This is a genomic window from Kitasatospora cathayae (genome assembly GCF_027627435.1).
In the GTDB taxonomy this organism is placed as follows: Bacteria; Actinomycetota; Actinomycetes; order Streptomycetales; family Streptomycetaceae; genus Kitasatospora; species Kitasatospora cathayae.
The window spans coordinates 3994023-4018674 of sequence record NZ_CP115450.1 but is presented as its reverse complement, the minus strand read 5'-3'; the positions used below and the strand labels follow the sequence as shown (position 1 = coordinate 4018674).

Genomic DNA, 24652 nt, shown 5'->3' with positions numbered 1-24652 from the left:
TTCTGTGGGGGGTGGGGGGAGGTGGGGGGAGGTGGGGCGTGGGGGGGGGGGGGGGGGGCGAGGCGGGGCCCGCGCGCCCACGTGGGTGCTCTGGGGGAGGCGGGGGTATGGGGGGTGGTATGGGTTTTGACGAGATGGTCGTGCCGGCCACGGATGCCGGGTGGGATGGGTTGCGGGCGATTCTGGCGGCGCCGGGGGAGGCGGTGGTCGCGCTGGATTTCGACGGGACCTTGGCGCCGATCGTGGCGGATCCGAGTGCGGCGCGGGCGCATCCTGGGGTGGTGGGGGCGTTGCGGGGGTTGGCGCCGGTGGTCGGGGCGTTGGTGGTGGTGACCGGGCGGCCGGCGGGGTTGGCGGCGGAGTACGGGGGGTTCGCGGGGGTGCCGGGGCTGGTGGTGCTGGGGCACTACGGGGCCGAGCGGTGGGAGGGGGGTGTGGTGACGGCGCCGGAGGTGCATCCGGGGGTCGCGGGGGTGCGGGCGGCGTTGCCGGGGGTGTTGGAGCGGGTGGGGGCGCCCGAGGGGACGTGGGTGGAGGACAAGGGGCGCTCGGTGGCGGTGCACACCCGGCGCACGGGGGCGCCGGAGGTGGCGTTGGAGCTGTTGCGGGCGCCGGTGGCGGACTTGGCCGCCGAGTACGGGCTGGTGGTGGAGCCCGGGCGGCTGGTGCTGGAGCTGCGGCCGCCGGGAGTGGACAAGGGGGCGGCGCTGACCGGCTTCCTGCGCGAGCGCGGGGCGCGGTCGGTGCTCTACGCGGGGGACGACCTGGGGGACGTGGCGGCCTTCGCGGCGGTGGAGAAGCTGCGCGGGCAGGGTTTGGCGGGGCTGCTGGTGTGCGCCGGGACGGTGGGGGACGCGCCGGTGCGCGAGCTCGCCGACCGGGCGGATCTGGTGGTCGACGGGCCCGAGGGCGTGGTGGAGCTGTTGGCGGCCTTGGGGGAGGCGGTCAGAGCTCGTTGAGCTGGTCGAGGAACCACTGTTGCGGGGGGAGCGCGGTGGCCGCGGCGGCGAGGCGCTTGGTGCGCTCGGCGCGTTCCTCCGGGCTCATGCTGAGACCGGTGTGCAGCGCCTCGGCGGTGGCGATGACGTCGTAGGGGTTGACGGTGAGGGCGTCGTCGCCCAGCTCGGAGTGGGCGCCGGCCTCGCGGGAGAGGACGAGGGCGCAGCCGCGGTCGGAGACCACCGGGACCTCCTTGGCGACCAGGTTCATGCCGTCCCGGATCGGGTTGACCAGGGCGACGTCGGCCAGGCGGTAGGCGGCCAGGGAGCGCGGGAAGTCGTCGTTGACGTGCAGGATCAGCGGTTGCCAGGTGGGGGTGGCGAATTCCTCGTCGATCTCGTCGGCGAGGCGCCGGACGGCGGCGGTGTAGTCGCGGTACTCGGCGAGGTCGGTGCGGGACGGGTAGGCGAAGGCGATGTGGACCACCCGGTCGTGCCACTCGGGGCGGGTGCGGAGCAGGTGCCGGTAGGCCTGGAGGCCGCGGACGATGTTCTTGCTCAGCTCGGTGCGGTCGACCCGGACGATGGTGCGGCGGTCGCCGACGGCCGTACGGAGGGCGGCGAGGCGTTCGTCGACGTCGGGGCGGTGGGCGCGCTCGCGGAGGAAGTCGGCGTCGGCGCCGAGGGCGTGGACGCCGAGCCGGGTGGTGCGGCCGATGGGGGTCCCCCCGGCCGAAGGCTGGGGGAGGGTGACGGTGAGCTCCTTGTGGTCGACGGTCGCCCCGAGGAGGTCCTCGCAGCAGGCGGCGAAGGCGCGGGCCCAGCGTTCGGTGAGGAAGCCGGCCCGGTCGGCGCCGAGGATGCCGGTGAGCACGGCGCGGGCGACGTCGTCGGGCAGCAGCCGGTAGTACTCGGGCGGGGCCCAGGGGGTGTGGGAGAAGTGGCCGATCCGCAGGTCGGGCCGGGTCTCGCGGAGCAGGGCCGGGACGAGGGAGAGGTGGTAGTCCTGGACCAGGACCGCGGCGTTCGGGGCGGCTTCGGCGGCCAGGGCCTCGGCGAAGGCGGTGTTGTACGCCTGGTAGGCGGCCCACTCGGTGCGGAAGCCGGCGTCGAAGGAGGGCGCGGTGGGGGTCGCGTAGAGCAGGTGGTGGACGAACCACAGGGTGGAGTTGGCGACGCCGTTGTAGGCGCGGGCGAAGGTCTGCGGGTCGATGTCCAGCATCCGGACGGCCTGGCTGCCGACCTCGTGGCCGGCCAGGTCGAGGCGGCCGTCGGGGGCTTCTCTCGCGGCCCGGCGGTCGGCGTCGCCGAGGGCGGCGCAGACCCAGACGGCGTGGGGGTCGTCGATCGCGGAGAGGCCGGAGACCAGGCCTCCGCCGCCGCGGCGCAGGGTCAGCGTGCCGTCGTCGGAGGTGCTGAACGACACCGGTCCCCGGTTGGAGGCCACCAGGACGGGGGCGGTGCCGGTCACACTCGAACGTTCGGTCGTGAGATCGCCCATGGTTGGTACGTTGCCGGGGGGTCGGCGTGGCAAACGTTTCAATGTCGGGCGGCGTACTCGGGCACGGTGTGCATCGGGGGGCGCTCCAGGGCCGTCACGGGGTGGGTGTGGGCGGTGAAGGCGCGGGTCTCCGGGTCGCGGGTGAACTGGGTGAGGTGGGGGTGGACCAGGTCGGCGGAGGCCTTGAGGCGGTGGGTGCGGTCGAGGCGTTCGAGGGCGGTGCGGTAGATGGTGGCGGCCATCCGGCCGAGGGCCTGGCCGTCCTGGTGGCGGTGGTGCCGGACGCCGACGTCGACCTGGGCCAGGGCGTCCAGCCCGGCCAGTTCCAACGCGTCGACCAGCAGGCCGAGTTCGACGCCGTAGCCGGTGGGGAAGGGCAGCCGTTCGAGCAGTGAGCGGCGGGCCGCGTACTCGCCGCCGAGGGGCTGGACGAAACCGGCGAGTTCGGGCCAGTGGAGGTTGAGCAGGGGGCGGGCGACGAGTTCGGTGACCCGGCCGCCGCCCGCCGGGACGATCGCGCCGCTCTCGGTCTCCAGGGGGCGGTCGTACATGGCCTTGACCAGCTGGAGGTTCTCGTCGGTCAGCAGCGGGCCGACGATGCCGGAGACGAAGGCCGGGTCGAACTCGCGCAGGTCGGCGTCCACGAAGCAGACGATGTCGCCGTGGGTGACCAGCAGCGAGCGCCAGAGCACCTCGCCCTTGCCGGGGACGGCGGGCAGCCGGGGGAGTATGGCGTCGCGGTGCTCCACCCGGGCGCCCGCCTCGGCGGCGACCGCAGCGGTGGCGTCGGTGGAGCCGGAGTCGACCACGACGAGTTCGTCGACGAGGGGGATCCGCTCGACCAGCTCGCGGCGGATGGTCCGGACGATGTCGCCGACGGTGGCCTCCTCGTCGAGGGCGGGGAGGACGACGGTGACGGTGCGGCCGGTGCGCTGCTTGGCCTCCAGCAGGGTGTGCACCGGCCGGTCGGCCGCGCTCCACGAGCGGCGGCGGAGCCAGGACGCCGCCTGCGGGAGGAGTGCGGGGGTCGGTTCGGCGGGCACGGTGACTCTCCTCGGCGGGATAGGTGGAACGGGCCATCTCGCTTGGCGGACGGTCCCTTTCGGGTTGGACGCCTTCGGATACAGTCTTCGTACAGCGGTCGGACCTTTGCACGCCGGGGTCGCCGCTGAACCATAACTTCACATGCTCATCCAGAGGGACTGAGGGAACGGCCCGTTGACGTCCCGGCAACCTTCTCGCTCGGCTGTCGTCGACAGGCCCCGGCGGGACAGGTGCCAATTCCGGCCCGTGGCGCGACCGCGCCACGGGGAAGATGAGGAGAGAGGCCTCCGCCATCATGGCTATCGACACCGTCGCACCCTCCCCCAGCCTTCGGCCGGGGGGACTCCCACCCGTCGACCTCGGCCCCGCCGCCGCGCTGTCCTGTCGGGAGTGCGGCACCCGCTTCCCGCTCGGCCCGAACTTCGCCTGCCTGGAGTGCTTCGGGCCGCTGGAGATCGCCTACGAGTTCGGCAGCGAGCGCGCCGAGGAGCTGCGCAAGCGGATCGAGTCCGGTCCCGCGTCCATCTGGCGCTACGCGCCGCTGCTGCCGGTGCCGGCCGACGTGGCTTCCAAGCCCAATCTGAACCCCGGCTGGACCCCGCTGGTGAAGGCGGACAACCTGGGGCGGGAGCTCGGGTTCACCGCGCAGCTGCACGTGAAGGACGACTCCGGCAACCCGACGCACTCGTTCAAGGACCGGGTGGTGGCCTGCGCGATCGAGGCCGCCCGGGCGTTCGGCTACACCACGCTGTCCTGCTCCTCGACCGGCAACCTGGCCGGTGCGGTGGGCGCGGCGGCGGCCCGGGCCGGGTTCCGCTCCTGCGTGTTCATCCCGCACGACCTGGAGCAGGGCAAGGTCGTGATGGCCGGGGTGTACGGCGGCGAGCTGGTGGGCATCGAGGGCAACTACGACGACGTGAACCGCTTCTGCTCGGAGCTGATCGGGGACCCGGCCGGCGAGGGCTGGGGTTTCGTCAACGTCAACCTGCGGCCGTACTACGGCGAGGGCTCCAAGACGCTGGCGTACGAGATCTGCGAGCAGCTGGGCTGGCGGCTGCCGGAGCAGATCGTCATCCCGATCGCCTCGGGCTCGCAGCTGACGAAGATCGACAAGGGGCTGCAGGAGCTGATCAAGCTGGGTCTGGTGGAGGACCGGCCGTACCGGATCTTCGGGGCCCAGGCGGCGGGCTGCTCGCCGGTGTCGGCGGCGTTCAAGGCCGGCCGCGACGTGATCAAGCCGGTGAAGCCGGACACCATCGCCAAGTCGCTGGCGATCGGCAACCCGGCGGACGGCCCGTACGTGCTGGACATCGCCCGTCGGACGGGCGGCGCGGTCGAGGACGTCACGGACGCGGAGGTCGTGGCGGCGATCCGGCTGCTGGCCCGGACCGAGGGCGTCTTCGCCGAGACCGCGGGCGGGGTGACGGTCGGCGTGCTGAAGAAGCTGGTCGAGACCGGTCAGCTGGACCCGGCCAAGGAGACCGTCGCGATCAACACCGGCGACGGCCTGAAGACGCTGGACGCCGTCTCCGGGGCCGGGATGACCGCCGTCATCAGCCCGACGCTGGACTCCTTCCGCGCCGCCGGCCTCGCGTCCGCCTGAACCACCCTCACCCCCCCCCGCTAGGAGAGCCATGAGCGCCAACGTCCGCATCCCCACCATCCTGCGCACCTACACCGGCGGCGCCGCCGAGGTGACCGCCGAGGGCTCCACCCTGGCCGAGGTCATCGCCGACCTGGAGGAGAACCACGCGGGCATCTCCGCCCGCATCCTGGACGACACGGGCAAGCTGCGCCGCTTCGTGAACGTGTACGTGAACGACGACGACGTGCGGTTCGCCGACGGCCTGGGTACCGCGATCAAGGACGGCGCCAGCGTCTCGATCATTCCGGCGGTGGCCGGCGGCTGCTGAGCCGTTCCGGCCGCTCCCGGCCCTCCTGACCCGCTTCGAACGGCTTCCCGGCCGCCCGCACCTACGGAATTCCACTCTCCGTAGGTGCGGGCGGCCGCCTGCATTTTCGGCGGGAATATTTCCGGGTCAAGTCGGAGTAGAGTGTGGCTCTGCTGGGAACAGGGCTTCCCTTCCGGCCCGCGGGTGCTTCGCCGGAGGTCGTCCGGAGGCTGGGACGGGCCCGGGGACCGGGCCGTGAAACATGTCAGGCCGATGTCAGAATTCCTGCGGGCATTTGGGTAATTCGTCCGCTATGTCCGGCGTGGAATGCCGACTTCCTTCCGTTTTGCTCGGTCTTGTCTCTTGGCGGGGGCGAGGAATTCCCGGCGATTGGCCCTGTTGCAGAGGGCGTCGATCCGGATACATTCAGCGGCGGTCGACGTAATCGCCCGCTCACGGAAGCCTTCCGGTGTTCCCGTGCGGAGGATTGCGGCGTGCACGGCTGCGCTCAGGGGGGGTTCCCCGGGCCGGCCTCCAAACCAGACCCGGGCCCGCGACCTGCGGGCCCGTGAAGGGCCAGCACAGCACTAGGGGAGTTCGGAATGGCTCAGGGCACCGTCAAGTGGTTCAACGCGGAGAAGGGCTACGGCTTCATCGCGGTCGACGGTGGTGCGGACGTCTTCGTCCACTACAGCGCGATCCAGATGGACGGCTACCGCACCCTCGAGGAGGGCCAGCGGGTCGAGTTCGAGATCTCCCAGGGACAGAAGGGCCCGCAGGCGGACATGGTCCGCGCGGCGGTCTGACCCCTTCCGGCTCCAGGAGCTCGGCGCGGCCCACGGCTGGTGGACCACTCGCTTCTCGACGGGCCCGTACGACACGCGTCGTACGGGCCCGTTCGCGTTCCCGCGCGGGCCCGGACGGGCACCGGTGCGGGCCCGGACGGCGGCTCGCGGGTTGGCGATTGGGCTTGCACTCGACCACCCGGAGTGCTAATCATTGGCGTTAGCACTCACAGCGTGAGAGTGACAGCGGACCGGGTCGGTGAGGCCCCCGGGAGCGGTAGGGGAATGGACCCCCGCACACCAGGGCCGTCCGTCGCGGGCACCCCTTGGTCCGAGCAGTCGACCGTGTCCCGGAGGACCACTTCAGATGGCCAAGATCATCGCCTTTGATGAGGAAGCTCGCCGCGGCCTTGAGCGTGGCATGAACCAGCTCGCCGACGCAGTGAAGGTCACGCTCGGCCCCAAGGGTCGCAACGTCGTGCTGGAGAAGAAGTGGGGCGCCCCCACGATCACCAACGACGGTGTCTCCATCGCCAAGGAGATCGAGCTCGAGGACCCGTACGAGAAGATCGGCGCGGAGCTCGTCAAGGAGGTCGCCAAGAAGACGGACGACGTCGCGGGTGACGGCACCACCACCGCCACCGTGCTCGCCCAGGCCCTGGTTCGCGAGGGTCTGCGCAACGTCGCCGCCGGCGCCAACCCGATGGCTCTGAAGCGCGGCATCGAGAAGGCCGTCGCCGCCGTCTCGGACCAGCTGCTGGCCCAGGCCAAGGACGTGGAGACCAAGGAGCAGATCGCCTCCACCGCCTCCATCTCCGCCGCTGACACCCAGATCGGCGAGCTGATCGCCGAGGCCATGGACAAGGTCGGCAAGGAAGGCGTCATCACCGTCGAGGAGAGCAACACCTTCGGCCTGGAGCTCGAGCTCACCGAGGGCATGCGCTTCGACAAGGGCTACATCTCCGCCTACTTCGCCACCGACCTGGAGCGCATGGAGGCGACCTTCGAGGACCCGTACATCCTCATCGCCAACTCCAAGATCGGCTCGGTCAAGGACCTGCTCCCGCTGCTGGAGAAGGTCATGCAGAGCGGCAAGCCGCTCGTCATCATCGCCGAGGACGTCGAGGGCGAGGCCCTGTCGACCCTGGTCGTGAACAAGATCCGCGGCACCTTCAAGTCCGTCGCCGTCAAGGCCCCGGGCTTCGGCGACCGCCGCAAGGCCATGCTCGGCGACATCGCCATCCTCACCGGTGGCACCGTGATCTCCGAGGAGGTCGGCCTCAAGCTGGAGAACGCCGGCATCGACCTGCTGGGCACCGCCCGCAAGGTGGTCATCACCAAGGACGAGACCACCATCGTCGACGGTGGCGGCGACAGCGAGCAGGTCGCCGGTCGCGTGAACCAGATCCGCGCCGAGATCGAGAACAGCGACTCGGACTACGACCGCGAGAAGCTCCAGGAGCGCCTCGCCAAGCTGGCCGGCGGCGTGGCCGTCATCAAGGCCGGCGCGGCCACCGAGGTGGAGCTCAAGGAGCGCAAGCACCGCATCGAGGACGCCGTCCGCAACGCCAAGGCCGCCGTCGAGGAGGGCATCGTCGCCGGTGGTGGCGTCGCCCTGCTGCAGGCCGGTGTCGCCTTCGACAAGCTCGAGCTGGACGGCGACGAGGCCACCGGTGCCAACATCGTCAAGGTCGCGCTCGAGGCCCCGATCAAGCAGATCGCGACCAACGCCGGCCTCGAGGGTGGCGTCGTGGTGGAGAAGGTGCGCAACCTCCCCGCCGGTCACGGCCTGAACGCCGCCACCAACGAGTACGTCGACCTGGTCGCCGAGGGCATCATCGACCCGGCCAAGGTCACCCGCTCCGCGCTGCAGAACGCCGCCTCCATCGCGGCGCTGTTCCTCACCACCGAGGCCGTCATCGCCGACAAGCCGGAGAAGGCCGCCGCGGCCGCCGGCGGCGGCATGCCGGGCGGTGACATGGACTTCTGATCCTGATCGCTTCGATCGGGTCGGTTGACTCCTCGTCCGCGTGGGCGGTCCCCTTCGGGGGGCCGCCCACGCGGCGTTTCCGGGCGGTCGGCGTTTCGCGGGAGAATGGGCGGATGGCTTCCGACGACATCGAGACCGCCCTGCACAACGCGCGGGCACTGATCCTGGCCGACCTCACCGCGCGGGACGTGGCGGACGCCGCCGTCGTCTCGCTGGTGGAGCAGGCCGTCACCCACCGCCGCTGGTGGCTGGAGCAGTGGCCGGACGGCACCGAGTACGTGCTCGGGCTGGTCGCCCAGGACGTCCAGGACGCGCTGCTGGAGGCGTACGGGCGGTGGCCGCTGTGCACCGCCTGCGCGGCCGACGGGGACCCGCACGCGCTGGGCGTGGAGCCCGAGCTGGGGCCGGAGCCGCACTGGGTGTGCGGCAAGCGGGGCGTGGCGGTGGCGCCGGTGGGGGAGTTGGTCTAGTCCTCGAGCCGCTCGAGCTCGGCCGTCAGGTTGGCGCGGGCGGGCGCGGTGTGGCGCTGGTGGGCGGTGGGGGTGCGGTAGAGGGCCGGGAGCGCCAGGAGCCTGCGCAGGACGGCGGCCCGGCCGGCGCGGAAGTCCGGTTCCGGGACGAAGCCGTACTCCTCGCGGACGGCGGCCGCGTAGGCCGCGTACGCCTCGGGGGTGCCGCCGAGGACGGCGAGGTCCGCGTCGCAGAGCACCTCGCCGTTGCGGTCGCCGGGGGCCGGGTCGTGGGTGACGGTGAGCAGGACGAGCCGTTCGACCTCGGCGACGCGTTCGGCGGGCAGTCCGGCGGCGGTCAGCGCGCGGACGGCGAGGGCGGCGCTGCGCTCCTCGTTCTCGGTGCGGTCGGGGCGGTAGACGGCGTCGTGGAACCAGGCGGCGAGCCGGACGGCGTCCGGGTCGGCGGCGTGGTCGGCGAGGTCGTCGACGTGCCGCAGGACCGCGCGCAGGTGCTCAGGGGTGTGGTAGCGGCGTTGCGGCTCGGACCAGCGGCGCAGCAGCTCCCGCCCGTACGGTTCGGGGCCGTCGGTGGCGCCGCAGCGGTTGAGCAGGGCGGTCCAGGCGGTGAGCAGGTCCTCGGTCGGCATGGGCACATTCTGTCGGCTGGTTCGGGTGGACGGGATATGCCGGTCAGCGATATATGTAGACGCATGACAGAACGCTCCATGCAGGAGCCGACGCTGCTTCTGCTCACCGCGCTGGCCGATGCTCCGAGACACGGTTACGCGCTCATCCAGGAGATCGCCGCGATCTCGGACGGCCGGGTCAAGATGCGCACCGGCACGCTCTACGGCGCGCTCGACCGGCTGCTCGGCCAGGGCCTGATCGAGGTCGCCGCCGAGGAGGTGGTGGACGGCCGCGCCCGGCGCACCTATGCGCTGACCGACGCCGGTCGGGGTGCGCTGGCCACCGAGGCCGAGCGGCTGCGGGCCGTGGCCGCCGAGGCCGAGCGGCGGCTGTCCGTCGCCGTTGTCAGTCCGAAGGTCAGGGGGGCCTTGGCATGACCGATTCGACTGTTGCCGTCCGTACGGCGCTGGCGCTGTACCCGGGGCGGTACCGCCGCGAGCGCGGGGACGAGCTGGCCGTGGTCTTCGCCGACACGACCGCCGGGGCCGGGCCGGTGGCCAAGGCCCGTGAGCTGTTCGACCTGGGCGCCTACGGGCTGCGGATGCGGACCGGGCTGACCTCGGCGTCCACCGGCGGGCGGCTGGCGGCGCTGGCCGCGCCGCTGGTGGTCGGGGCGGTGGGCGGGACGGCGGCGGTGTACGCGGTGCTGGAGTACCTGGACGCGCCCCGCGGCTGGCAGCAAGTGCCGCGCCACCTCGGGGCGCTGGCGTTCTTCCTCGCCCACTGGGCGCTGGTCGGGTCCGCGGTGCTCTCCGCCGGGGCGGTGCTGCTCGGGCGGTGGACGGTGGCGAAGCTGCTGGCCGGGGTCACGGCGCTGGCGGCGATCGCGGCCATCGTGCAGCCGTTGACGTACCCGTACGCGCGCCAGCCGTTCTGGGACGTCCTCTTCGAGTTCCAGTGGTCCGGGCCGTTCCTGCTCTGGTCCCTGGTGTTGCTGGCGGCGCCGAAGGACGCCCTGCCGGTGCCGACCTGGCGCGAGCGGGGTCTGGTGCTGGCGGCGGCGATGCTCGCCCCGACGGTGTCGATCTCGACCAACTTCTCCAGCAGTTGGCACCACCTGGCCGCGCCGTGGCGCGCGCTGATGATCGTCGTGCCGCTGTTGATGACCCTGACGGCGGTGCGCGGCTGGTACCTGGTGGCGGTTCCCGGGCTCGCCGCGCTGCCGTGGGCGTTCAGTGTCAACCTCCCCGCGCTGTGGCAGCAGGAAGGCGGTGCCTGGAAGCTGCTGCCGATGGCCGGGCTGACGGTCGTGGTGGCGGTCGTGCTGGCCGTGGTGGGCCGCCGGAAGGGTCCGTCAGGGCCGGGCGGGCGGCAGTTGGCCTGAGGGGACGGAGAGCGGGGGTGCGGTCTCGCCGGGGGCGGCCGGATGTGGCAGGCTGTCCCACATGTCTAGACCAATTCTCGAAGTCATCGCGCTGACGCCCCAGGACGCCCAGGCTGCCGAGTCGGGCGGCGCCGACCGGCTCGAACTGGTCACCGACATGGCCGCCGACGGACTCACCCCGTCCGTCGAGGACTTCGCCCGGATCCGGGCCGCCGTCGGCATCCCGCTGCGCGTCATGCTCCGGATCCGGGACGGCTTCGCCCCCGGCGACCTGGACGAGCTGTGCGCCCGGGCCGGCGCGCTGCGGGCCGAGGGGGCCGAGGAGTTCGTCCTCGGCTTCCTCGACGCCGCGGGCGCCGTCGACCTGGCCGCCACCACGGCCGTCGCCGAGGCGATCGCCGGCTGCCGCTGGACCTTCCACCGGGCGATCGACCACAGCGCCGACCGGGCCGCCCTGCGCGCCGCCGTCGGCGCGCTGCCCGGGCTGGACACCTTCCTCACCTCCGGCGCGGCCGCCGGGGTGGACGCCGGGCGCGAGGTGCTGGCCGCCGAGCTGGCCCGCGCGGGCGGGCCCGGGTACACCCAGCGGATCCTGATCGGCGGCGGTCTGCGGGCCGAGCACCTCGAGGAGCTGCGGGCGGAGGGCTTCGACGCCTTCCACGTCGGCGGCGCGGTGCGGGCCGACGGCTGGCGGACGCCCGTCGACGAGGCCAAGGTCGCCGAGTGGCGGGCGCTGATCGACGCCTGAGTGCTGTACGTGAAGGGCCGGTCCTCGGGACCGGCCCTTCGGCGTCAGCGCAACTGCTCGGGCAGCGGCTCGCTGTGCAGCACCGTCAGGCCGGAGACCGCACGGGTGAGCGCCACGTACAGCCGGCGCAGGCCGGTCCGCTCGTCCGGCTCGCCGGCGATCACCGCGGCCGGCTCGTCCAGCACCACGTAGTCGTACTCCAGACCCTTGGCCAGCGAGGCCGGCACGAGGGTCAGCCGGGCCTCGGTGCTGGTCTCGGTGCCGGGGGAGAGGTACGGCAGCCCGGCCGCGGTGAGCAGCTCGGCGAGCTGCGGGATCCGGGCGTCGGCGGCGATCAGACCGGTCGAGCCCTCGTTCTCCAGCGCCTCCCGGCAGGCGTCCAGGACGGCCTGCTCCCACTCGGTGATCCGGCGGATCACCAGCGAGCCGGGGGCGTCGCGGACCGAGGTCGCCGGTGCCAGGCCGGGGGCGATCGCGGGCAGCAGCCGGGAGGCGTACGTGATGACCTCCTCGGGCACCCGGAAGCCCTTGGTCAGCTCCTCCACGTGCGCGTCCGGCTTGCCCAGGTGGTGCAGCGCGTCCGGCCAACTCGCCGTCGCCCAGGGGGTGGTGCCCTGGGCGAGGTCGCCGAGGACGGTCGCCGAGCCGGTGGTGCAGCGGCGGCCGACCGCGCGGTACTGCATCGGGGAGAGGTCCTGGGCCTCGTCCAGCACCACGTGCCCGAGCGAGGGCGTGCGCTGCACCAGGTCGGTCGCCTCGTCCACCAGGACGGCGTCGGCCGGCGTCCAGCGGGCGGTCTTCACCGAGCGGCCGGGCTTGGGCCACAGCACCGCCCGCTGCTCCTCGGGGGTGAGGATTCCCTCGGCGCACTCGGCCAGGAACTCCGGGTCGGAGAGCAGTCGCAGCACCAGCTTGGCCGGGTCGACGGCCGGCCAGCACTCCTTGACCACGGCCTTGACCGCGCTGTTGCGAGCCACCGCGTCCTGCACCCGGTCGTCCGGGGCCTCGCCGCCCTGCTCCATCTTCAGCAGCACGGCGTGCGCGATGCGCTGCGGCAGGGCGTCCCGGGCGGCGCCGTAGCGGACCTCGCGGCCCTTCAACTCCTCGATGATCTCGACCAGTTCGTACACCGGGACGCGCCAGCGGCGGGAGCCGCGGACCACCACGCAGGGCTCGGTGGGCAGCGTGATGCCCGCCCGCACCGCCCGGCGCAGCACCTCGGCCATCCGGGCGTCGCCCTTCAGCCGGGCCGCCTCCGGGTCGTCCTCGCCCTTCACCTCGACGTGGGCGACCAGCTGCTGCACGGTGGCCTGGGCGACCTCCAGCTCGCCGAGGGCGGGCAGCACCTGTTCGATGTAGGAGAGGAAGGCGTTGTTCGGGCCGATCACCAGGGTCCCGGTCCGGGCCAGGCGCTCGCGGTGGGCGTACAGCAGGTAGGCGACGCGGTGCAGGCCGACCGCGGTCTTCCCGGTGCCGGGCGCCCCCTGGACGCAGATGGTGCCCGTGATGTCGGAGCGGACGATCTCGTCCTGCTCGGGCTGGATGGTGGCGACGATGTCGCGCATCGGGCCGACGCGGGGCTTCTCGATCTCGGCGGCGAGCAGGGCGGAGGTGGTGGACCCCCCGGCGGAGCCGGAAAATGTCTCTGCGGCCGGGTCGGTGAGGTGTTCGTCCTCGTAGGCGGTGAGTTCGCCGCCGGTGTAGCCGAAGCGGCGGCGGCGCTCGACGTCCATCGGCTCGGCGCGGCTGGCCCGGTAGAAGGGCTGGGAGACCGGCGCGCGCCAGTCGATCACCATCGGGTCTCCGTCGGCGTCGTGCACGTGGCGGCGGCCGATGTAGAAGTTCTCCCCGCCTCCGCCCTCGCTCAGTTCCTCGCTGACCGCGTGCAGGTAGTCGAGGCGGCCGAAGAACAGCGGGGTGTCGGAGAGGTCGGCCAGGGCGGCGATCCTGGCCTCGATCTGGTTCTGGAGGATGACGGCGGACACCCAGGTGCCGGTCACGTCGCGCAGGTCGAGCGACTCGACGTCCTCGCGCATCGCTCGCAGCGCGGACCGGGACGCGGCCAGGTGGTCGCGTTCGCGCTGGAGGGGGTCGGTGGTGGGGGTGGCGGGCACAGCGAACCTTCCCGGCTGCCCCGGTGGCGGGCGCAGCGGATCGATGGAGCTCACGGTGGTGTACGGCCGACCGGTTGCCGTGCGGTCGGCGCCTCCCCCGGCTGCCTGCGGGACGGACACCGTCAGGTACCACGGTTCGGGAGGGGGCAGACGGACGATCTTAGACCCGTCCGTCTCAGGGTTCCAGCCCCGCAGGTCTCGGGGCTGCCGTACACCTGGAGGAGGACGGCCGCCTCGCTGGATGCGGCCTTTGGAGTGATGCCGTGGGCCGGTCGGGTGCCTACCGTTGAAGACATGAGCAGTGAGAACACCACCCCCCGTCCGGGCCCGGCCGGCGCGACCGCCGTCCAGGGCCGCCACCGCAACCCGCTGGGCACCGTTCTCCGCAACGTCGGCATCGCGCTGGACACCGCCGCGCGGGTGATCTTCCTCGGGCGCGACGGTGTCCGGTACTGAAACGCCTTACAGCACGTCGTCCGCGTCGATGATCCGGTACGCGTAGCCCTGCTCGGCCAGGAAGCGCTGCCGGTGGGCGGCGAAGTCCTGGTCCACGGTGTCGCGGGCGACCACCGAGTAGAAGTGCGCCGCGTGCCCGTCCGCCTTGGGGCGCAGGACGCGGCCGAGGCGCTGGGCCTCCTCCTGGCGGGAGCCGAAGGTCCCGGAGACCTGGATGGCGACCGTCGCCTCGGGCAGGTCGATCGAGAAGTTCGCGACCTTGGAGACCACCAGGACGCTGATCTCCTTGTTCCGGAAGGCGTCGAAGAGCTTCTCGCGCTGGGCGTTGCTGGTCTCGCCCTTGATCACCGGGGCGTCCAGGACCTCCCCGAGCTCGTCCAGCTGGTCGATGTACTGGCCGATGATCAGCGTCTGGTCCTTCTCGTGCTTCTTCACCAGCGCCTCCACCACCCGCCGCTTGGTCGCGGTGGTCGCGCAGAAGCGGTAGCGCTCCTCCGGCTCGGCGGTGGCGTAGGCGAGCCGCTCGGAGTCGGTGAGGGTGACCCGCACCTCGCAGCAGTTGGCGGGCGCGATGTAGCCCTGGGCCTCGATCTCCTTCCACGGGGCGTCGAAGCGCTTCGGGCCGATCAGGCTGAACACGTCGCCCTCGCGGCCGTCCTCGCGCACCAGGGTGGCGGTCAGGCCGAGCCGGCGGCGGGCCTGGAGGTCGGCGGTGAACTTGAACACCGGCGCGGGCAGCAGGTGCACCTCGTCGTAGACCACCAGGCCCCAGTTGCGGGCGTCGAACAGCTCCAGGTGCGCGTACACGCCCTTCCGCTTGGTGGTCATCACCTGGTAGGTGGCGATGGTGACCGGGCGGATCTCCTTCTTCGTCCCGCTGTACTCGCCGATCTCGTCCTCGGTCAGCGAGGTGCGCTTGACCAGCTCGTGCTTCCACTGGCGGGCCGAGACGGTGTTGGTGACCAGGATCAGCGTGGTCGACTTGGCGTGCGCCATCGCGGCCGCGCCGACCAGCGTCTTGCCGGCGCCGCAGGGCAGCACGACCACGCCCGAGCCGCCGTGCCAGAAGCCCTCGACCGCCTGTGCCTGGTACGGGCGCAGCTGCCAGCCGTCCTCGTCCAGGTCGATCGGGTGCGCCTCGCCGTCCACGTACCCGGCGAAGTCCTCGGCGGGCCAGCCGAGTTTGAGCAGCACCTGCTTGATCTGCCCGCGCTCGGAGGGGTGCACCACCACGGTGTCCGGGTCGACCCGGGCGCCGACCAGCGGGACGATCTTCTTGGAGCGCAGCACCTCCTCCAGCACCGGGCGGTCGGTGGTGGTCAGCACCAGCCCGTGGGTGGGGTGCTTGACCAGCTGGAGCCGCCCGTACCGGCCCATGGTGTCCGCCACGTCCACCAGCAGCGCGTGCGGCACCGGGTAGCGCGAGTACGTCACCAGGGCGTCCACCACCTGCTCGGCGTCGTGCCCGGCCGCCCGCGCGTTCCACAGCCCGAGCGGCGTCACCCGGTACGTGTGCACGTGCTCGGGCGCCCGCTCCAACTCGGCGAACGGCGCGATGGCGCGGCGGCAGTCGGCGGCCTTGGGGTGGTCGATCTCCAGGAGAAGAGTTTTGTCGCTCTGGACGATGAGCGGTCCGTCGTTCACGCGGGGGAGCCCTCCACTGGCTGACAGGCTGGATTGACGCAGACCCTCCAGTGTCGCTCATCCCGGGCGGTACGTGGGTGGGCTCCTTCGGACTGCCGTTGGTCAACCGGCCGCCGCGTCGTCCGCAGCGGGCGGCCCCGATACGCCGACATCCACGCTCGTCGGGGTCGAGCGTGGATGTCGGCGAAGCGTTCGACTGTTCAGATGTGCCGGTCCCGTGGGCCGGGTGGTTGGAGCGTTGCGGTCACCAGTGGTGGTGGTCGTCGCAGGGGTCGATGACGGTGGGGTCGGTGGCGGTGGCGGTGCCGTCGCCGCCTCCGCTGACCATGGCGGTGTTGGTGAGGGTGCCGGTGGCGGTGCGGGCGACGCGGACCCGCAGCGTGATGGGCGGGTAGGTGTTCCCGGGGTTGAGGACGTCGCTGCGGGTGCAGGTCAGGGTCCTCAGGGTGCAGCGCCATCCCCTGCCGGTGATGCTGGTGGCGGTGAGTCCGGCCGGGAGGGTGTCCTTCATGGTGACCGTGGTGCCGTCGGTGGGGGCCGTCCCGTTGTTGCCGACGGTGATGGTGTAGGTGCCTGTCCTGCCCGCGGTGAAGTTGCCGGTGTGGGTCTTGGTGATGGTCAGGGCGGGCCCCGCGGGGACCGGGGTGATCGCGATACCGAACGGCCCGGTGACGGGGATGGTGGCGGTGACGGTGTTGGTGGTGGTGTCGATCACCGACACGGTGTTCGAGGAGAAGTTGCCGACGTAGACGTGTTTGCCGTCGGGGTTCATCCCGAGCTTGTAGGGGCTGGTGCCGACGGGGACAGTGGCGGTGACGGTGTTGCTGGTGGTGTCGATCACCGACACGGTGCCGTCGGCGACGTTGCCGACGTAGACCTGGTGGCCGTCCGGGGTGATCGCGTTGCCGTACGGGTTGTTGCCGACGGGGATCGCGGGGCCCACCACGGTGTTGGTGCCGGTGTCGATCACCGACACGGTGTTCGCGGAGAAGTCGTCGACGTAGGCGTGCAGGCCGTTCGGGGTGATCGTGATGCCCGACGGCTGGGTGAAGCCGGGGATGGTGGCGGTGACGGTGTTGGTGGTGGTGTCGACCACCTGTACCTGGCCAAGACTGAGCTCGGTGACGTAGACATGGGAGCTGTCCGGCGTGATCGCGATGAACCGCGGATCGCTGCCGGAGGCCAGGGGGATGTCGGTGGTGACCGTGTTGGTGGTGGTGTCGATCACCGACAGGGTGCTCGTGCCGAAGTTGGGGAGGTAGGCGTGCAGCCCGTTCGGGGCGATCGCCACATCCTGCGGGGAGTCACCGGCGGGCAGGGGGATCGTGGTGGTGACGGTGTTGGTGGTGGTGTCGATCACCGACACGTTGTCCGAGCTGCGGTTGGCGACGTAGGCGTGCAGGCCGTTCGGGGTCACCGCTACAGCCACCGGTCTGGTGCCGACGGGGATGGTCGTGGTGACGGTGTTGGTGGTGGTGTTGAACACCGTCACCGTGTTGGCGCCGGGGTTGTCGACGTAGCCCTGCTGGCCCGTGGCGGCCATGGCCGGGGACGGGGCCAGCACCGGCAGGGCCAACCCGGCCGTCAGGGCCAGTCCCGCCGCCACGGCCCGCACCCGCACCCACGGCCCGGGCCGAGGCCCACTGCTTTCGGACTCCGGACCGCGACGTGCGGGCTCACCCGCGGAATCGTGTGGACGGGCCAGACGCATCGCTCTCTCCTCACAACCGGCGCCACGGCCCCGCGCCCCACCGCGAGCTGCGGTGGGACGCGGAGCCGTGAACTGTGAAAAAGCAGGAACGAACGATGTATACGTCGCATTGACGGATGGTCAGCGCGACACGCCCTCGCGGCGGCCGAACGAGGGATCGCCCCGAGTGACCACGGTCCGTACCCGCTCGTTGAGCAGGTCATGAAGACCTCGAAGCGCGTTCTCACCGCCCTCGCCCTGATGGGCACGGCCTTCGCGGCCACCGCCTCCTCGGCCGGTTCCGCCCACGCCCTGGCGGGCATCGGGGAGGGGCCGGGCGGGCTGCTCGCCGCGCCCGGGCTCCTGCTCGCGGACACCGTCACCGGGGGCGAACTGCCGGTCGGGCAGGGGCAGATCGGCAGCCTGGCGGACCAGGCCGTCAAGGAGAAGATGAAGGAGTCGCAGGGGCACTGACGAGCCGTGTGCGCTATTCGTCCAGTTCGGCGACGCCGGTGATGCGGTGGAGGGCGAAGGTGCGCAGTTCGTCGGCGTGGTGGTCGAAGGCGGTGACGAAGCCGCCTTCGACCTTGACCGGGTCGATGATGCGCTGGCTGGCGATGCCCTCGGCGTTGAGGTAGCCGATCCACATGCGTTCGCCGAGGAGGACGGCCGTCTGGAGGGCGGCGAGGGTCTCGGCGGCGGCGGTGCGGGGGAGTTGGCGCGGGTCCGGGGTGGGTTCGCGGCGGGTGGCGGTGGCGGCGCGGTCGCCGGCCCGGATGGCCTTGATGGCGGCGGCGAGGAGGGTGTCGTCGGGCGTGGGCGGGCCGTCGGGGACGGGCGTGGGGGCGGTGCGGGGCGGGGTGCGGTGGCTGTCCGGGCGGGTGATCAGGACGTCGCCCTCGGCGGATTCGGCGGCCGGTGCGTAGCCCATGGTGCGCAGGGCGGCGAGCAGGACGTCCGGGGCGGCCTGGGAGGCGAGGACGGTGGGGGCGAGCAGCCGTAGCCGCAGGTCGGCGGCGCGGCGGTCGGCGAGCACCTCGTTCAGCAGTGCGGGGTCGTCGCAGCGCAGGTAGGAGGAGGCGGCGCCGACCCGCAGGATGCCGTGGCGCCGGGCGACGTCGTCGATCAGGTAGGTGAGCGGCTGGGGCACGGGCGTGCGGCTGTGCTGGGCCAGGAAGGTCTGCAGGTCGGCGGCGGTGCGGCCGGCGTCCAGGGCGCGGCGGACGGAGGTCGGGCTGAACCGGTAGACGGTGGCGCCGCCCTTGGACTCGATGTCGGCGCAGAGCGCGAGCGCCTGGGCGAGCGGGGTGAGCAGCGGGCCGGGGGCGATCGCGGTGAGGTCCGGCTGGAGGATCACGTGGTCCAGTGGCTGCGGCAGCAGCGGGGCGAGCACCTCGGCCGGGTCGGACTCGGCGGTGAGCAGGGCGCGGCCGGGGGCGGCGAGGGCGCCGCGGCCGGTGATGCCGAGGAGTTCGGCCTCGGCGAGGGTCCAGGTGGTGAGGTCGTCGCGCAGCTCGCGGCCGTCCGGGCCGGTCGGGCCGCCGCGCAGCGGGCGCTGCCAGCGCAGGGTGGGCAGCAGTTCCTCGGCGGTGGCCGGGGTGCCGGGCGGGAGTTCGGCGAGCAGGGCGAGCGTGGCGCGGCGCACCGACGGGGCGAGGGTGCGGTCGAGTTCGGGGCCGAGGGCGGCGCGCGGCTTGCCCTTGTTGTCCGGGGTGCCGGTGAGGGCGGGGACGCGGGTGGCGGCGAGCCAGGCGGCGGCCAGGACGGACCAGCGCTCGGCGGTGTCCAGCTGCAGCCAGCTGTCGTACCCGGGGGTCGGCGCCCAGCACTCGTCGACTTCGCCGTCGGGGGCCAGCAGGCCCGCGGTATAGGCGAGTTCGAGCCAGAAGGCGGCCTGCTGCTCGGTGGTCTCCAGGGCCTGGGCGGCGCGCTTGAGATCCCGTACGCCGAGGCCGCCGGCCCGCAGGGTGGGCGGCGGGGTGAGGCCCCAGGTCTCCAGCAGTTCCTCGACGGTCTTGACGGCGGTGTGCGCCTGGCCGGCCGCGGCGCTGTCCACAGCCTGTGGATCGCGCGGGGCGGCGGCGGGCGCGGGCTCGGGCGGGAGCGGTTCGACGGTGCGGTGGGTGCGGCCGCCGCGCAGGTGCAGGGCCAGTTCGCGGGGCAGCACGACGCTGCCCGGGCTGGTCGGCAGCAGCAGGCCGCGGGCGAGCAGCCATTCGACCGGGCTCTGCGCGTCCTCGGCGGTGACCGGGCGGGTGGCGTCCGGGACGGTGCCGGTGGGCGGGCCCCAGACCAGCCGGTCCAGCAGCCGCAGCGCGGCCTCGGGGGCGGTCTCCAGCAGGGCGGCGCAGCGGGCGCGGTCGGTGAGCAGGGCGGTCAGGGCGGCGACGGCGGTGACCGGGTCGGGGGTGGCGGGCTGCCCGGCGGAGGCGAGCAGCTGCTGCAGCCGGGCCGGGGACATGCCGGTGGTGGCCTCGGCGAGGGTGGGGCCGAGGCCGGTGCGGCCGGGGTTGGCGGCGGTCGGGGCGAGCGCCTCGCGGACGGCGAGGACCAGCCGTAGGCCGTTGTCCGGGCCCCAGAGCAGCGCCCGATCGCGCAGGGTGGCGATGGCGCGGGGGAGGGCGGCGGCGACGGCGGAGCGGTCGGCCGGGGTGAGCGGGGTGGCGCCGGGGTGCGGCTTGACCTTGGCCGGGCCGGTCAGCAGGGTCCGTACGGTGGTCAGGCCGGTGCCGTCCGGGGCGGTCGCCAGCGCCTCGGCGACCTGCAGGGTGAACCGGTCGAGCCGTTCCAGGGCGCGCAGCGCGGAGGCGCGCGAGGAGAGCCGGGCGGACAGCTGGGTGAGGTCGCCGGGGACGGGGTTCAGCAGGTCGGGGCGGGACCGGAGCAGGGCGGCGAGCGCGTCGTCGGGGCGGGCGCGCAGCTCCTCGGCGAGGGTGCGGGGGCCGGCGGGCGTCCTACCTTGGCGTTGGGGGCCCTGCTGTGTGGTCATTCGACCTAGGTTAGTCGGGAGCACGGACGGCGGGGTGCGCTCGTGCGGCGGGCTGCGCCGGTGGACGGCGGTGTTCGGCTCGGACTCGCGCGGGCGGGGCACGGTGGGTACCGTCACGGCGGAGGGCGGTTCGGTGGGCGGCCGCGCTCTGCATGTCCATGGGCGGGCCGGGCGAGGCGGGGTGTCGGTGATGACGGACGGCGAGTGGTGGCGCAAGAGCGGGCCGTGGAGCGAGCGGGCGGGGTCGTCGGGTGCGTCCGTTCCGGGGGCCGAGGGGGAGACGGCCGGCGGGCCGGCCGAGGGCGGCGTGTACGGTCCCCCGGCCGCTTCCGGCGCATCGGGCGGCGGCATCCCGAACGTGTCGCTGGACCTGCCGGGCGTCGCCGGTCCGTCGGAAGGCTCGGGGGTGATCCCGCCGCCGACGGTGCAGAGTTCGAGCCCGTGGACGATGACGATGCTCGACTTCTCGGACGCGCCGCAGCCCGCGCCGAGACCGGTGCCCGAGCAGCGCGCGGCCGAGGAGACGGCGCAGCAGCAGCCGGTCGAGCCGGCGGCCGGGGCGAAGCCGTCGAACCCGAAGCGGCAGCGGAAGGTGAAGGCCAAGGCCGCGCCCGCCGGGGCGGCCGGTCCGGCCAAGGGCGCCCGCCGGCCGTCCCCGCTGATCCTGCTGTCCTGCGGCCTGCTGGTCGGCGGTGCGGTGTCCGGTTTCTTCCCGGCCATGCTGGCGGGCTGGGGCCTCGGCTATCTGACCCGTCAACTCTCCGATTTCATGCGCAAGTTCGTGATCCTCGGGATCCCGCTGGCGACGATGAGCGCGACCACCCTGTTCGCGATGAACCGCGCCAAGCAGGCCGCCGGGGGCGGTGCCGGAGGTGCGGTCCAACCCGGCTCCCCGCTGGGCCAGTTCAGCTGGTCCATGGCGCCGGGCGTGCTGCGCACGGCCGCTGTCCTGACGGCGGTGGTGCTGTTCCTGCTGAGCATGCGCCGCCGCCCACCGCAGCAGGGGTGAGTCAGCCGCTCGGCCCTCAATCGCCCTGCTGGGCCGCCATGCCGAGGATTCCGGCGAGGACGGCGGCCGGGTCGTCGGTGGGCAGCGCGTGCCCGGCGCCGGGGACGACCTCGACCCGGGCGGCCGGGGCGAGCCGGTGCAGTCGCTCGGAGACGGCCGTGGCGTCGTGCAGGGCGCTGCGCTCGCCGAGCAGGAAGAGCGCGGGGGTGCTGAGGCGGCTCAGTTGCTCGTCGCCGAGGGTGGTGGCCGGGGGCAGTCGGCGGCGGAATCCCATCGAGGCGCGCATCAGGACCATCAACTCGGTGTCCAGGATGGCGCTGTTGTCGACGGCCTTTGCCAGTCGGGGCCGGAGCGGGCGCGGTGCAAGGGCGGCGAGGCCGCCGAGGATGAGCCAGGTGTAGAAGCGCCGTCCGACGTCGGCGAGGCCCGCCGGGTCGACCAGGGTGAGGGCGGCGGTCCGTCCGGGGTGGCGGATCTGGTGGTGGAGGGCGATCCAGCCGCCGTAGGAGCAGCCGACCAGGTGGGCGGCCGGGACGTCGAGGGCGGCGAGCAGTTCCTCCAGCCAGTCGGCGGCGTCGTGGCCGTCCGAGATCGGGGCGCTCTGCACGCTGGCGCCGGGTTCGCCGACGGTGTCCACGGCGAGGACGGGGTGGTGTGCGGCGAGGCGCTCGATGTACGCGTGCCACATCAGGGCGTTGCCGCCGGAGCCGGGGAGCAGCACGATCGGCTGCCCGTGGTCGGGGCCGGTGCGGTGGACGCGGGTGGTGCCGAAGCGGGTCGGGACGTCGAGCGGGGTGCGCGGTCCCGGCCAGAGCTGGGTGAGCGCGTGCTCGTACGCGGTGCGGAAGCGGGATTCGGCCTTGCCGTTCTTGAACTCGCTGATTCGCATGGTACAGGTGTATCACATGCATGATGCGTGTGTACCAAGAGAAGGAGGCGGACCGTGGCAGAGAAGGTCGACCATGAGGAGCGGCGGCGGCAGATCGCCGAGGCCCTGCTGCGCATCGCGGACACCGAGGGCCTGCAGTCGGCCAGCATGCGCGCGGTCGCGACCGAGGCGGGCGTCTCGCTGCGCCTCGTGCAGTACTACTTCACGACCAAGCAGGGCTTGCTGCTCGACGCCCTGGCCCGGCTCGGCACCCAGCTCCAGGCCCGGATGGAACGCTGGATCGGCGAGGCCCGGGCCCCGCGGGAGGTGGTGACGGCGGTCCTGTCCTGCATCCTGCCGACCGATGCCGAGAGCCGCCGGATCACCCGGACGTACGCGGCGTACTACGCGCTGGTCCTCAGCGACCCCGAGGTGCTGGAGAAGCAGGCCGCGCAGCCGCCCGTCGTACTGGAGGGCTTCGTGGCCAAGCAGCTGCGCGCGGCGCAGGAGGCCGGGGCGATCGCGCCGGAGCGGGACGTCGAGCTGGCGGCCGCCGGACTGCTGGCGATGGTCAACGGGCTCGGCTCCAGCGTCCTGGGCGGACAACGGGATGGCGAGCAGGCGTTGGCGATCCTCACCCACCACCTGGACGAGCTCTTCCGGCCACCGCGCGATCACTGACCACATTCGCGCGCCGTCCGTGTCACATTCGCCCCGCGCGATCCGTCGGTGGAGCAGTGGAGCAGTGAGCACCACCGATGACACGAAGGGACGACGGCGAGATGCTGACGAACATCATGTACGTGACGGTCTACGTCACCGACCAGGACCGCGCCCTGGAGTTCTACACCGACCGGCTTGGCCTGGAGAAGCGCGTCGACTACCCGGGTCCCGACGGCCGCTTCCTGACCGTGGCAGCCCCGGGCAACCCGCTGGAAATCGTCCTGTGGTCGCACGCCCCGGCCGCGGGGCAGCCCGCCGGGCGCCAGCCCGGAGGGGACGCGCCCGGCCCGGTCTTCCTTGAGTCGGACGACCTGCGGGCGGACTTCGAGGTGCTGCGCGAGCGCGGCGTGGTCTTCGAGCAGTCCGAACCGGAGGACTACGGCTTCGGCATCCGCATCGAGGCCGTGGACCCGGACGGCAACCGCATCTCCCTCCGCCAGCGCGCCGCCTGGCAGGGCTGAGGCACACGGTGGGCTGCTCAGGAGCAGGAAGTCGGTGGGTCCGACGTCCTGCTCCGGCGCCTCCTGCCGGCACCGGGTGACGGGCCGCGCCGGGAGGGGGCCCCCGTCCGGGGCCGGGGGCTAACACCCGTACGGGACGGGTGCTTTCCCCGTTCTTCGGGCCCGCCCGGCTGGCCAGACTCGGGGCATGCCCACACAGCCCGTGACGATGACCAAGCCCGCTCCCGAGATCCTGCGGGCCGCCGCCCCGCAGCCGGACGGCGGCGGCAGCGACTTCGCCCAGCTGAGCCGCCGGATAGCCGCCGAGGGACTGCTCGACCGGCGCCCGGTGTATTACGCCGTGCGCGCCGGACTGGTGCTCTTCGCGTTCCTGGACGGCTGGTGGGCCCTGTTCGCGCTGGGCGACACCTGGTGGCAGCTCGCCCTGGCCGCCGTGATGGCCGGGGTGTTCGCCCAGGTCGGCCTGCTCTCCCACGACCTGGCGCACCGCCAGGTGTTCAGCCGGCGCCTGCCGAGCGAGGTCGGCGGCCGGATCGCCGCCAACCTGCTGATGGGCATGAGCTACGGCTGGTGGATGAACAAGCACACCCGCCACCACGCCAATCCCAACCACGAGACCCGGGACCCGGACGTCTCCCCGGACCTCGTCGTGTGGTCGCAGCGGCAGGCCCGGCAGGCGAGCGGCCTCGCCCGGTTCATCGGCCGCCGCCAGGCGTACCTGTTCTTCCCGCTGCTCCTGCTGGAGGGCCTCAACCTCAGCTTCAACAGCTTCCGCGCGCTGCGGAGCCCTGCGGTGAAGCGCCCGCTGCTGGAGGGCGTCCTGCTGGTGGTCCACTTCGCGGCCTACTTCGGCCTGGTCTTCGCCGCTCTGCCGCTCGGCAAGGCGGTCGCCTTCCTCGCCGTGCACCAGGCGCTGCTCGGCGTCTACCTGGGCTGCGTCTTCGCCCCGAACCACAAGGGCATGCTGATGGTGACGCCGGAGATGCGGCTCGACTTCCTGCGCCGCCAGGTGCTCACCTCGCGCAACGTGCGCGGTGGCCTGCTCCTGGACGCGGTGATGGGCGGCCTCAACTACCAGGTGGAGCACCACCTCTTCCCCAGCATGCCGACCCCCGCGCTCGGGCGGGCCGCCCGGATCACCCGGGAGTTCTGCGCGGAGAAGGGCATCCCGTACTACGAGACCGGCCTGCTCCGCTCGTACCGGGAGATCCTGGCCCATCTGCACCGGACGGGCGAGCCGATCCGCTCCGGGGGCTGACCAGCGGGTTCGAGCCCGTACGATGCCCGTACGCAACCGAGGCTGGGGGGAGCCGACGTGGTACGGGTTGGGTTTCGGC

At 72.8% G+C, this 24652-nt stretch carries 23 protein-coding genes and 1 riboswitch; of the genes, 15 read left to right on the top strand and 8 right to left on the bottom strand.

Annotated features, from left to right (window positions below):
- Window positions 1-107 precede the first annotated feature (107 nt).
- Complete coding sequence (otsB, locus tag O1G21_RS17720; protein WP_270144980.1) at window positions 108-959, top strand: trehalose-phosphatase; 852 nt, start codon at window positions 108-110, stop codon at window positions 957-959.
- Here otsB and O1G21_RS17715 read toward each other — a convergent pair.
- Complete coding sequence (locus O1G21_RS17715) at window positions 946-2439, bottom strand: alpha,alpha-trehalose-phosphate synthase (UDP-forming) (RefSeq protein ID WP_270144978.1); 1494 nt, start codon at window positions 2437-2439, stop codon at window positions 946-948. The genes otsB and O1G21_RS17715 overlap by 14 nt on opposite strands.
- A 38-nt stretch (window positions 2440-2477) precedes the next feature.
- Complete coding sequence (locus tag O1G21_RS17710) at window positions 2478-3482, bottom strand: glucosyl-3-phosphoglycerate synthase (RefSeq protein ID WP_270144977.1); 1005 nt, start codon at window positions 3480-3482, stop codon at window positions 2478-2480.
- A 143-nt stretch (window positions 3483-3625) separates the two neighbouring features.
- Window positions 3626-3761: riboswitch (SAM riboswitch) on the top strand.
- A gap of 17 nt (window positions 3762-3778) precedes the next feature.
- Between O1G21_RS17710 and thrC the strand changes: the two genes are divergently transcribed.
- The 5 genes from thrC to O1G21_RS17685 all read left to right on the top strand — a co-directional run bounded on the left by thrC (window position 3779) and on the right by O1G21_RS17685 (window position 8620).
- Entirely contained in the window at window positions 3779-5086 is a 1308-nt protein-coding gene (thrC, locus tag O1G21_RS17705; protein WP_270144975.1) for a threonine synthase, read from the top strand.
- 31 nt (window positions 5087-5117) lie between these two features.
- Window positions 5118-5396 (top strand): MoaD/ThiS family protein, encoded by a 279-nt coding sequence (locus O1G21_RS17700; protein ID WP_270144973.1) that lies wholly within the window; start codon window positions 5118-5120, stop codon window positions 5394-5396.
- A gap of 581 nt (window positions 5397-5977) precedes the next feature.
- On the top strand, window positions 5978-6181 hold the full coding sequence (locus O1G21_RS17695; RefSeq protein ID WP_030289665.1) for a cold-shock protein: 204 nt from the start codon (window positions 5978-5980) through the stop codon (window positions 6179-6181).
- Window positions 6182-6527: 346 nt separating this feature from the next.
- A complete protein-coding gene (gene groL, locus O1G21_RS17690) occupies window positions 6528-8150 on the top strand; it encodes a chaperonin GroEL (protein ID WP_270144962.1) in 1623 nt (540 codons plus the stop codon).
- A gap of 113 nt (window positions 8151-8263) precedes the next feature.
- Complete coding sequence (locus O1G21_RS17685) at window positions 8264-8620, top strand: hypothetical protein (RefSeq protein ID WP_270144959.1); 357 nt, start codon at window positions 8264-8266, stop codon at window positions 8618-8620.
- On the opposite strand, the gene O1G21_RS17680 is transcribed toward O1G21_RS17685, so the two are convergent.
- Window positions 8617-9249, bottom strand: coding sequence for an HD domain-containing protein (locus O1G21_RS17680; protein ID WP_270144957.1), 633 nt, complete (start codon window positions 9247-9249; stop codon window positions 8617-8619). The genes O1G21_RS17685 and O1G21_RS17680 overlap by 4 nt on opposite strands.
- 63 nt (window positions 9250-9312) lie before the next feature.
- Between O1G21_RS17680 and O1G21_RS17675 the strand changes: the two genes are divergently transcribed.
- From O1G21_RS17675 to O1G21_RS17665, 3 genes are all read left to right on the top strand, one after another.
- Window positions 9313-9666 (top strand): PadR family transcriptional regulator, encoded by a 354-nt coding sequence (locus tag O1G21_RS17675; RefSeq protein WP_270144955.1) that lies wholly within the window; start codon window positions 9313-9315, stop codon window positions 9664-9666.
- Window positions 9663-10613: a hypothetical protein gene (locus O1G21_RS17670; RefSeq protein WP_270144953.1), complete on the top strand. Its 951-nt coding sequence runs from the start codon at window positions 9663-9665 to the stop codon at window positions 10611-10613. Before O1G21_RS17675 ends, O1G21_RS17670 begins: the two co-directional genes overlap by 4 nt.
- A gap of 61 nt (window positions 10614-10674) precedes the next feature.
- The gene (locus O1G21_RS17665; RefSeq protein WP_270144951.1) at window positions 10675-11361 is read left to right on the top strand and encodes a copper homeostasis protein CutC; all 687 of its coding nucleotides are present in this window, start codon (window positions 10675-10677) and stop codon (window positions 11359-11361) included.
- A gap of 44 nt (window positions 11362-11405) precedes the next feature.
- On the opposite strand, the gene O1G21_RS17660 is transcribed toward O1G21_RS17665, so the two are convergent.
- Window positions 11406-13475: a HelD family protein gene (locus O1G21_RS17660; protein ID WP_270144950.1), complete on the bottom strand. Its 2070-nt coding sequence runs from the start codon at window positions 13473-13475 to the stop codon at window positions 11406-11408.
- Window positions 13476-13769: 294 nt separating this feature from the next.
- Here O1G21_RS17660 and O1G21_RS17655 point away from each other — a divergent pair, with 294 nt between their 5' ends.
- The gene (locus O1G21_RS17655) at window positions 13770-13931 is read left to right on the top strand and encodes a hypothetical protein (protein ID WP_270144948.1); all 162 of its coding nucleotides are present in this window, start codon (window positions 13770-13772) and stop codon (window positions 13929-13931) included.
- A 6-nt stretch (window positions 13932-13937) separates the two neighbouring features.
- On the opposite strand, the gene O1G21_RS17650 is transcribed toward O1G21_RS17655, so the two are convergent.
- Window positions 13938-15575: a DNA repair helicase XPB gene (locus tag O1G21_RS17650; RefSeq protein ID WP_270144946.1), complete on the bottom strand. Its 1638-nt coding sequence runs from the start codon at window positions 15573-15575 to the stop codon at window positions 13938-13940.
- A 244-nt stretch (window positions 15576-15819) separates the two neighbouring features.
- Entirely contained in the window at window positions 15820-17181 is a 1362-nt protein-coding gene (locus tag O1G21_RS17645) for a beta-propeller fold lactonase family protein (RefSeq protein ID WP_270144944.1), read from the bottom strand.
- A gap of 306 nt (window positions 17182-17487) precedes the next feature.
- Between O1G21_RS17645 and O1G21_RS17640 the strand changes: the two genes are divergently transcribed.
- Window positions 17488-17739: a hypothetical protein gene (locus O1G21_RS17640; protein WP_270144943.1), complete on the top strand. Its 252-nt coding sequence runs from the start codon at window positions 17488-17490 to the stop codon at window positions 17737-17739.
- 13 nt (window positions 17740-17752) lie between these two features.
- Here the strand turns inward: O1G21_RS17640 and O1G21_RS17635 are convergent, their stop codons facing one another.
- A complete protein-coding gene (locus tag O1G21_RS17635) occupies window positions 17753-20254 on the bottom strand; it encodes a helicase C-terminal domain-containing protein (RefSeq protein WP_270144941.1) in 2502 nt (833 codons plus the stop codon).
- Between the two features lie 190 nt (window positions 20255-20444).
- On the opposite strand from O1G21_RS17635, the gene O1G21_RS17630 reads away from it, so the two are divergent.
- A complete protein-coding gene (locus O1G21_RS17630; protein ID WP_270144939.1) occupies window positions 20445-21263 on the top strand; it encodes a hypothetical protein in 819 nt (272 codons plus the stop codon).
- Window positions 21264-21279: 16 nt separating this feature from the next.
- Here the strand turns inward: O1G21_RS17630 and O1G21_RS17625 are convergent, their stop codons facing one another.
- Entirely contained in the window at window positions 21280-22152 is an 873-nt protein-coding gene (locus tag O1G21_RS17625) for an alpha/beta fold hydrolase (RefSeq protein WP_270144937.1), read from the bottom strand.
- Between the two features lie 54 nt (window positions 22153-22206).
- On the opposite strand from O1G21_RS17625, the gene O1G21_RS17620 reads away from it, so the two are divergent.
- From O1G21_RS17620 to O1G21_RS17610, 3 genes are all read left to right on the top strand, one after another.
- Window positions 22207-22812, top strand: coding sequence for a TetR/AcrR family transcriptional regulator (locus tag O1G21_RS17620; RefSeq protein ID WP_270144936.1), 606 nt, complete (start codon window positions 22207-22209; stop codon window positions 22810-22812).
- A gap of 77 nt (window positions 22813-22889) precedes the next feature.
- Window positions 22890-23315, top strand: a complete 426-nt coding sequence (locus O1G21_RS17615; RefSeq protein WP_270144934.1) for a VOC family protein — start codon at window positions 22890-22892, stop codon at window positions 23313-23315.
- A 208-nt stretch (window positions 23316-23523) separates the two neighbouring features.
- Window positions 23524-24573, top strand: a complete 1050-nt coding sequence (locus O1G21_RS17610) for a fatty acid desaturase family protein (RefSeq protein ID WP_270151079.1) — start codon at window positions 23524-23526, stop codon at window positions 24571-24573.
- Window positions 24574-24652: the final 79 nt, after the last annotated feature.

Bases quoted from the DNA above. Each gene is read 5' to 3' on its own strand.
- O1G21_RS17670 (WP_270144953.1), top strand. From the start codon at position 9,663: ATGACCGATTCGACTGTTGCCGTCCGTACGGCGCTGGCGCTGTACCCG.
- thrC (WP_270144975.1), top strand. From the start codon at position 3,779: ATGGCTATCGACACCGTCGCACCCTCCCCCAGCCTTCGGCCGGGGGGA.
- O1G21_RS17665 (WP_270144951.1), top strand. From the start codon at position 10,675: ATGTCTAGACCAATTCTCGAAGTCATCGCGCTGACGCCCCAGGACGCC.
- O1G21_RS17680 (WP_270144957.1), bottom strand. From the start codon at position 9,249: ATGCCGACCGAGGACCTGCTCACCGCCTGGACCGCCCTGCTCAACCGC.
- O1G21_RS17615 (WP_270144934.1), top strand. From the start codon at position 22,890: ATGACACGAAGGGACGACGGCGAGATGCTGACGAACATCATGTACGTG.
- O1G21_RS17675 (WP_270144955.1), top strand. From the start codon at position 9,313: ATGACAGAACGCTCCATGCAGGAGCCGACGCTGCTTCTGCTCACCGCG.
- O1G21_RS17715 (WP_270144978.1), bottom strand. From the start codon at position 2,439: ATGGGCGATCTCACGACCGAACGTTCGAGTGTGACCGGCACCGCCCCC.
- O1G21_RS17685 (WP_270144959.1), top strand. From the start codon at position 8,264: ATGGCTTCCGACGACATCGAGACCGCCCTGCACAACGCGCGGGCACTG.
- groL (WP_270144962.1), top strand. From the start codon at position 6,528: ATGGCCAAGATCATCGCCTTTGATGAGGAAGCTCGCCGCGGCCTTGAG.
- O1G21_RS17630 (WP_270144939.1), top strand. From the start codon at position 20,445: ATGACGGACGGCGAGTGGTGGCGCAAGAGCGGGCCGTGGAGCGAGCGG.
- O1G21_RS17695 (WP_030289665.1), top strand. From the start codon at position 5,978: ATGGCTCAGGGCACCGTCAAGTGGTTCAACGCGGAGAAGGGCTACGGC.
- O1G21_RS17625 (WP_270144937.1), bottom strand. From the start codon at position 22,152: ATGCGAATCAGCGAGTTCAAGAACGGCAAGGCCGAATCCCGCTTCCGC.
- O1G21_RS17700 (WP_270144973.1), top strand. From the start codon at position 5,118: ATGAGCGCCAACGTCCGCATCCCCACCATCCTGCGCACCTACACCGGC.
- O1G21_RS17640 (WP_270144943.1), top strand. From the start codon at position 17,488: ATGAAGACCTCGAAGCGCGTTCTCACCGCCCTCGCCCTGATGGGCACG.
- O1G21_RS17655 (WP_270144948.1), top strand. From the start codon at position 13,770: ATGAGCAGTGAGAACACCACCCCCCGTCCGGGCCCGGCCGGCGCGACC.
- O1G21_RS17635 (WP_270144941.1), bottom strand. From the start codon at position 20,254: ATGACCACACAGCAGGGCCCCCAACGCCAAGGTAGGACGCCCGCCGGC.
- O1G21_RS17610 (WP_270151079.1), top strand. From the start codon at position 23,524: ATGACCAAGCCCGCTCCCGAGATCCTGCGGGCCGCCGCCCCGCAGCCG.
- otsB (WP_270144980.1), top strand. From the start codon at position 108: ATGGGGGGTGGTATGGGTTTTGACGAGATGGTCGTGCCGGCCACGGAT.